This window comes from Bacteroides sp. 214, from assembly GCF_010501015.1.
GTDB lineage: Bacteria > Bacteroidota > Bacteroidia > Bacteroidales > Bacteroidaceae > Bacteroides.
Map to the genome: position 1 here is coordinate 138,717 of NZ_QVML01000013.1, position 6,288 is coordinate 145,004.

Here is a 6,288-nt window from a genome sequence, read left to right on the forward strand (position 1 = left end):
TAAGAAACATATTTTTGAACTAAAAAACCAATAAGCGATGAGAATTAAGACCTTAATAGCAAGTTTGTTTTTATCCGGGTTTGCGCTGACGACTTTTGCGCAAACAGAGAATTGCAACTCAAATAGTAGCATCTCACACGAAGCAGTGAAAGCGGGTAATTACAAAGACGCTTACTTACCATGGAAAGAAGTGATGAAGGATTGTCCTACGCTTCGTTATTACACCTACTCCGATGGATTTGATATTCTAAAGTATTTTCTAGAGAAAGAAACAACCAAAGGAACACCCGAGTACAAAGCATACTTTGATGAACTGATGGCAGCACACGATCAGTTAATGGAGTATACACCTGAATTGCAGAAAAAAGCAAAAGGAATCCGTTCTGTTGCTCGTTCTACAGGTATGAAAGCATTGGATTACTTGCAATTTGCTCCTGAAGTAGATGCGAATGTAGCTTACAATTGGCTGAAAGAGAGTGTGTCGGTAGAGCAAAGTAAAACATCGGCTGCGTTGTTGTTCTACTTCTTGCAATCTTCTTACAATAAGTTGAAGGCAGATCCTTCGCATAGCGAAGTATTTATTCAGGATTACCTGAACGCCTCTCAATGGGCCGACGAAGCTATTGCTAACACAGACAGAGAAAATGTAAAACAAAGTTTCGTAGCAACTAAAGACAATTTGGTAGCTCTTTTCATTAATAGTGGTGCTGCCGACTGTGAGTCTTTGCAAGCAATTTACGCACCTAAAGTAGAAGAAAACAAAACAGATTTGGAGTACTTGAAGAAAGTTATCGAAATTATGCGTATGATGAAATGTACAGAGTCTGACGCTTACTTCCAAGCTTCATTGTATTCGTATCAAATAGAACCTACTGCTGGCGCTGCTGCCGGATGTGCTGCCATGGCATATAAGAAAGGTGATGTTGATGATTCTGTGAAGTTCTTTGACGAAGCAATAGAGTTGGAAGATGATGACGTTGTAAAGGCAGAATATGCTTACAAAGTGGCTGTTGTTCTTTCTTCAGTTAACAAATTTGGTCAGGCAAGAGCATACGCGCAAAAAGCTATCAATATAAATGGTAATTATGGCGCACCTTATATCTTGATTGCCAGACTGTATGCTGCCAACTACAAATGGAGCGACGAATCGGCATTGAACAAATGTACATACTTCGTTGTTATTGACAAATTGCAACGTGCAAAAGCTGTCGATTCTTCGGTAGCCGATGAAGCAAACGAATTGATTAGAGCATATTCTCCACATACACCTGCTGCATCCGAGCTGTTTATGCTAGGCTATAAAGTTGGTGATACAGTAACTGTTGGTGGTTGGATTGGTGAAACAACAAAAATCAGATAAATACATTTGTATAACGGTAAACTGATTCAAAAGAAACAGAGCATAACAATTGCCTTATTGGCAGTTGTTATGCTTCTTTCGTTTAGCTCCTGCGCAGGTAAAAAGAAAGACCTGGGAGAGGCGATAAACGAAAGAGATTCATTGCCCATGCTCGAGACATTGGGGGTTACTTCCTTTGTGTCCGACTCCGGAATTACCCGCTATCGTATTGATACTGAAGAGTGGTTAGTCTTCGATCGTAAGAAACCATCCTATTGGTCTTTTGAAAAAGGGGTTTACGTAGAGAAATTTGATTCCTTGTTCCGGGTGGATGCCAGCATCAAAGCAGATACCGCCTACTATTTCGATAAGGATAAATTGTGGGAACTGCGGAGTAAAGTGCATATACAGAACATAAAAGGAGAGCAGTTTGATACTGACTTGCTTTTCTGGAATGAAAAAACGGGGAAAGTCTATTCCGATCGTTTTATCCGCATAGAGCAGACAGACCGTATTATTACCGGCTATGGTTTTGAGTCCGATCAGCAAATGACAGACTATCGCATACACAACATTTCGGGTATTTTCTATGTTGATGATAATGAACAAGGATCAACGCCACAAGATACGATTCCGCCAATATTACCCGATACAATTGCTATATTACCCGACACAATTCGCTAATGGATATTCTAGTTCAAATATTGATAACAATTCTCCTTTCCGCTTTCTTTTCGGGCATGGAGATCGCTTTCGTCTCGGTTGATAAGTTACGCTTTGAGATGGAGAAAGATAATGGTTTGACTCCGAAAGTACTTTCATACTTCTTCCGCCATTCCAATGATTTTATCTCAACGATGCTTGTGGGTAATAATATCGCATTGGTTGTTTATGGTATACTGATGGCGCAATTGATAGAAAAGAACCTGCTTGCCGGTTTGATTGAGAATCAATTTCTGCTGGTATTGGTGCAAACTATTATTTCTACCCTGATAATCCTGGTAACCGGCGAGTTTCTTCCTAAAACCTTATTCCGAATCAACCCCAACAAAGTGCTGAATGCTATGGCATTTCCTCTTTGTCTTTTTTATGTTGTTCTCTTCCCTATTTCAAAATTAGCCTCAGGTATATCTTCTCTGCTCCTTCGTCTGATTGGCGTACGGGTTAACAAAGAGGCTTCGGCTAAAGCTTTTGGAAAAGTAGATTTAGACTACTTCGTACAGACAGGTATTGATAATGCGGATGATCAGGATGCGTTGGATGCGGAAGTGAAAATATTCCAAAACGCGCTCGACTTCTCGAGCGTTAAGATACGCGATTGTATTGTGCCACGAACCGAAATTATTTCGGTGGACATTACTACTCCTCTTGAGGAATTGACGATTAAATTTGTCGAAACCGGACTCTCCAAGATTATCGTTTGCGATGGAAACATAGATAATGTGGTAGGATATATTCATTCGTCGGAGTTATTCAGAAATCCCAATGAATGGAAAAAAGGTATTAAAGATATTGCCGTGGTTCCCGAAACGATGGCTGCCAATAAACTGATGAAGGATTTCATGCAGGAAAAAAGGACTATCGCGGTGGTGGTAGATGAATTTGGTGGTACATCGGGCATTGTAACACTCGAAGACTTAGTCGAAGAAATCTTCGGCGATATAGAGGACGAACACGATAATACTTCGCATATATGCAAGAAAATAAGCGATGATGAGTATGTACTTGCCGCGCGGTTAGAGATTGAGAAGGTAAACGAAACGTTTGATCTGGAGTTGCCTGTATCCGATGAGTACATGACTGTGGGCGGGTTAATACTAAATCACTACCAAAGTTTTCCTAAACTGCATGAACTGATAACTATTGGTAATTATCAATTTAAGATTATAAAAGTAACTGCAACAAAGATAGAATTGGTGCGAATGAAGGTTTTGGAGTGATTTTCTACGATATTTTTACTTAATAGATGTGAGTATATTCGCATTTTTTGTATCTTCGTGCGCTTTTATTTATTAAAATAACTAACGAAAATAATTATAACTTAAAATAAAATGGCAACATTACAACAAATTCGTTCGAAAGGTCCATTGCTGATTATTGTAATCGGTTTGGCTTTGTTTGCTTTTATCGCGGGTGATGCGTGGAAAGTACTTCAGCCTACTCCAACACAAGATGTAGGTGAAATCAACGGTAAAACTATCTCTGCTCAAGAATATCAGCAGTTGGTTGAAGAGTTTACCGAAATGGTGAAGTTGAGTAATAACCTAAACAGCTTGACCGAAGAGCAATCAGAGAGTGTGAAGAACCAAGTATGGAATGTATATGTAAACAATAAATTGATTGCTGACGAAGCAAAGAAGATTGGGCTTGCAGTAACAGATACCGAAGTACAGGCAATCATTGATGCAGGTACACATCCACTTCTTGCCAATACTCCTTTTTTCAATCCCAATACCGGTCGTTTTGATAAAGATGCATTAAAGAAATTCTTGGTAGAATATGCAAGTGTAGATAGAGCAACTTTGCCGGCTCAATATCTCGAACAATACGATGCTATGCATAAGATTTGGTTGTATATAGAAAAAAGTATCCGCGAATCACGTTTGGCAGACAAGTACAATTCGTTGATTGAAAAGTCAATCTCTTCAAACCCTATTGAAGCAAAAGCTGTTTTCGATGCTAAGTTCAACCAATCAAATATAGTAATCGCTGCTGTTCCTTATTCTTCAGTTTCGGATTCTACTATCAAGGTAAAATCGTCGGAAGTGAAAGAATTATATAACAAGCGCAAAGAACAATACAAACAGTTGGCCGAAACACGCGACATTAAATATATTGATGTGCAAGTTACTGCTAGCGATGCCGATAGAACTAATATTCAAAACGAAGTAATTGAGTACTCGGCACAATTGAATGACGAATCTCCTGCTTATGCAGCTATCGTTCGTTCGGCAGCTTCTACTTTCCCTTACGTAGATATGTTCTATACGAAAGCAGGCTTCCCTGCTGATGTTGTGGCGCGTTTGGACTCTGCTGCTATTGGCGAAGTTTACGGTCCTTACTACAATGCCGGCGACAATACCATTAATGCATTCAAGAAAATAGCAAAAGCTACTTTGCCCGACTCAGTGCAATACCGTCAGATACAAGTGTATGATGAAGACATCACCAAAGGAAGAACCTTGGCAGATAGTATTTACAATGCATTGAAAGGCGGCGCTAAGTTCGAAGATTTGGCAGCTAAATATAACCAATCGGCAGAAGCTACTTGGATTAGCTCGGCCAATTATGAAGGTGCACAATTGGATAGCGACAACTTGAAATATCTTTCGGCTATTACTACATCGAATGTAAATGAAATTACCAATGTGAGCGTAGGTGTTGCCAATGTAATAGTTCAGGTTACCAACAGAAAAGTAATGACAGACAAATATAAAGTAGCTGTTATTAAAAGACCAGTTGAATTTAGTCCTGAAACATACAACAAAGCGTACAATGACTTTAGCCAGTTTATTGCTGCCAATCCTACTCTTGACGATATGAATAAGAATGCCGAAGACGCAGGTTACAGATTGCTTGAAAGAAAGGCGTTGTCTAGTGCAGAATCTGGTATCGGTGGTTTGAGTGGTTCAAAAGAAGCATTGAGATGGTCTTTTGGAGCCAAAAAAGGTGAAGTATCTAGATTGTACGAATGTGGCAATAACGATAGATTGTTAGTTGTAGGTTTGTCAGAAATAACCCCAAAAGGTTATGTGCCTGTTGAGCAAGTACAAAGCCAGTTGTGGAGCGAAGTTGCTAAAGAAAAGAAAGCAGAGAAAATCATCGCTGATATGACTGCTTTGAACGCTACTTCTATTGAGCAATACGCATCGATGGATGCTGCGGTTATTGATACTATCAAGCATATCTCTTTCTCTGTTCCTGCATATGTATCAGCACTTTACACAAGCGAAGCCGTTGTAAGTGCGTATGCAACTGTTGCCGAACAAGGAAAGGTGAGCAACCCTATCAAAGCAAACGCAGGTGTTGTGGCTATGAAGGTTTATGAAACCGAACCAACTACGAAGGAATTCAATGCAGTTGAAGAAAAAGCTACAATGACACAAATGTATCAAAGACAAGTTAGCAGATACATCAGTGACTTGTATATTAAAGGAAACGTAGTAGACAACCGTTACTTGTTCTTTTAACCAACAGATATAATTATAAAAAGAGGCTGTCTCACAATGATGAGATAGCCTCTTTTTTTTTGTACTCGACCACGTGAATTATCAAAGCGCTGACAGCGCGACATACTTAGCCTAGGTATATTCAATATCAGGCTTCGTTATGGGGGTGTATCTCAATATTAGGCGTTATAGGGGGTGTGTCAAACGTCGAAGCGCTGACAGCGCGACATACTTAGCCTAGGGTCAGGGAGCGAAGCGAGTGCAGCCCTAGGTTTTGGAATCGACAGCGTGAATTCAAGCTCTGTAAGAGCGGCACCCTATTGGCTTTTTAGTGCCGTTCTTTCAGAACTTCTTGCTTATGGTGGTTCACTGTCCTGGGGTTTTACCCCAGGCAAAATATGTCAGGCTTTCAGCCTTCTGCTTGCAGGTGTAATTATATTCAATATCAGGCTTCGTTATAGGGGGTATCTCAATATCAGGCTTCATTGTAGGGTGTTTCAAACGTCAAAGCGCTGACAGCGCGACATACTTAGCCTAGGGTCAGGGAGCGAAGCGAGTGCAGCCCTAGGTTTTGGAATCGACAACGTGAATTCAAGCTCTGTAAGAGCGGCACCCTATTGGCCTTTTAGTGCCGTTCTTTCAGAACTTCTTGCTTATGGTGGTTCATTGTCCTGGGGTTTTACCCAGTCGTGTTCGGAAGAAAAATTTCTTTAAGTCTGAATTTTCTACCTTATTAGGAAACTCAGGTTTATATGGATTCTTATTCGTCAGTTATATAAC

4 protein-coding genes are annotated in these 6,288 nt (G+C 40.1%); all 4 read left to right on the top strand.

Going from position 1 to position 6,288, the window contains the following annotated elements:
* The first annotated feature begins 37 nt into the window (after nucleotides 1–37).
* Nucleotides 38–1,360: a lipopolysaccharide assembly protein LapB gene (locus D0T50_RS10055; RefSeq protein WP_163223404.1), complete on the top strand. Its 1,323-nt coding sequence runs from the start codon at nucleotides 38–40 to the stop codon at nucleotides 1,358–1,360.
* Nucleotides 1,361–1,366: 6 nt separating this feature from the next.
* Nucleotides 1,367–2,023: an LPS export ABC transporter periplasmic protein LptC gene (lptC, locus tag D0T50_RS10060; protein WP_255490084.1), complete on the top strand. Its 657-nt coding sequence runs from the start codon at nucleotides 1,367–1,369 to the stop codon at nucleotides 2,021–2,023.
* On the top strand, nucleotides 2,023–3,279 hold the full coding sequence (locus D0T50_RS10065) for a hemolysin family protein (RefSeq protein ID WP_163223405.1): 1,257 nt from the start codon (nucleotides 2,023–2,025) through the stop codon (nucleotides 3,277–3,279). Before lptC ends, D0T50_RS10065 begins: the two co-directional genes overlap by 1 nt.
* A 111-nt stretch (nucleotides 3,280–3,390) precedes the next feature.
* On the top strand, nucleotides 3,391–5,529 hold the full coding sequence (locus D0T50_RS10070; RefSeq protein WP_163223406.1) for a peptidylprolyl isomerase: 2,139 nt from the start codon (nucleotides 3,391–3,393) through the stop codon (nucleotides 5,527–5,529).
* The last annotated feature ends 759 nt before the right edge of the window (nucleotides 5,530–6,288 follow it).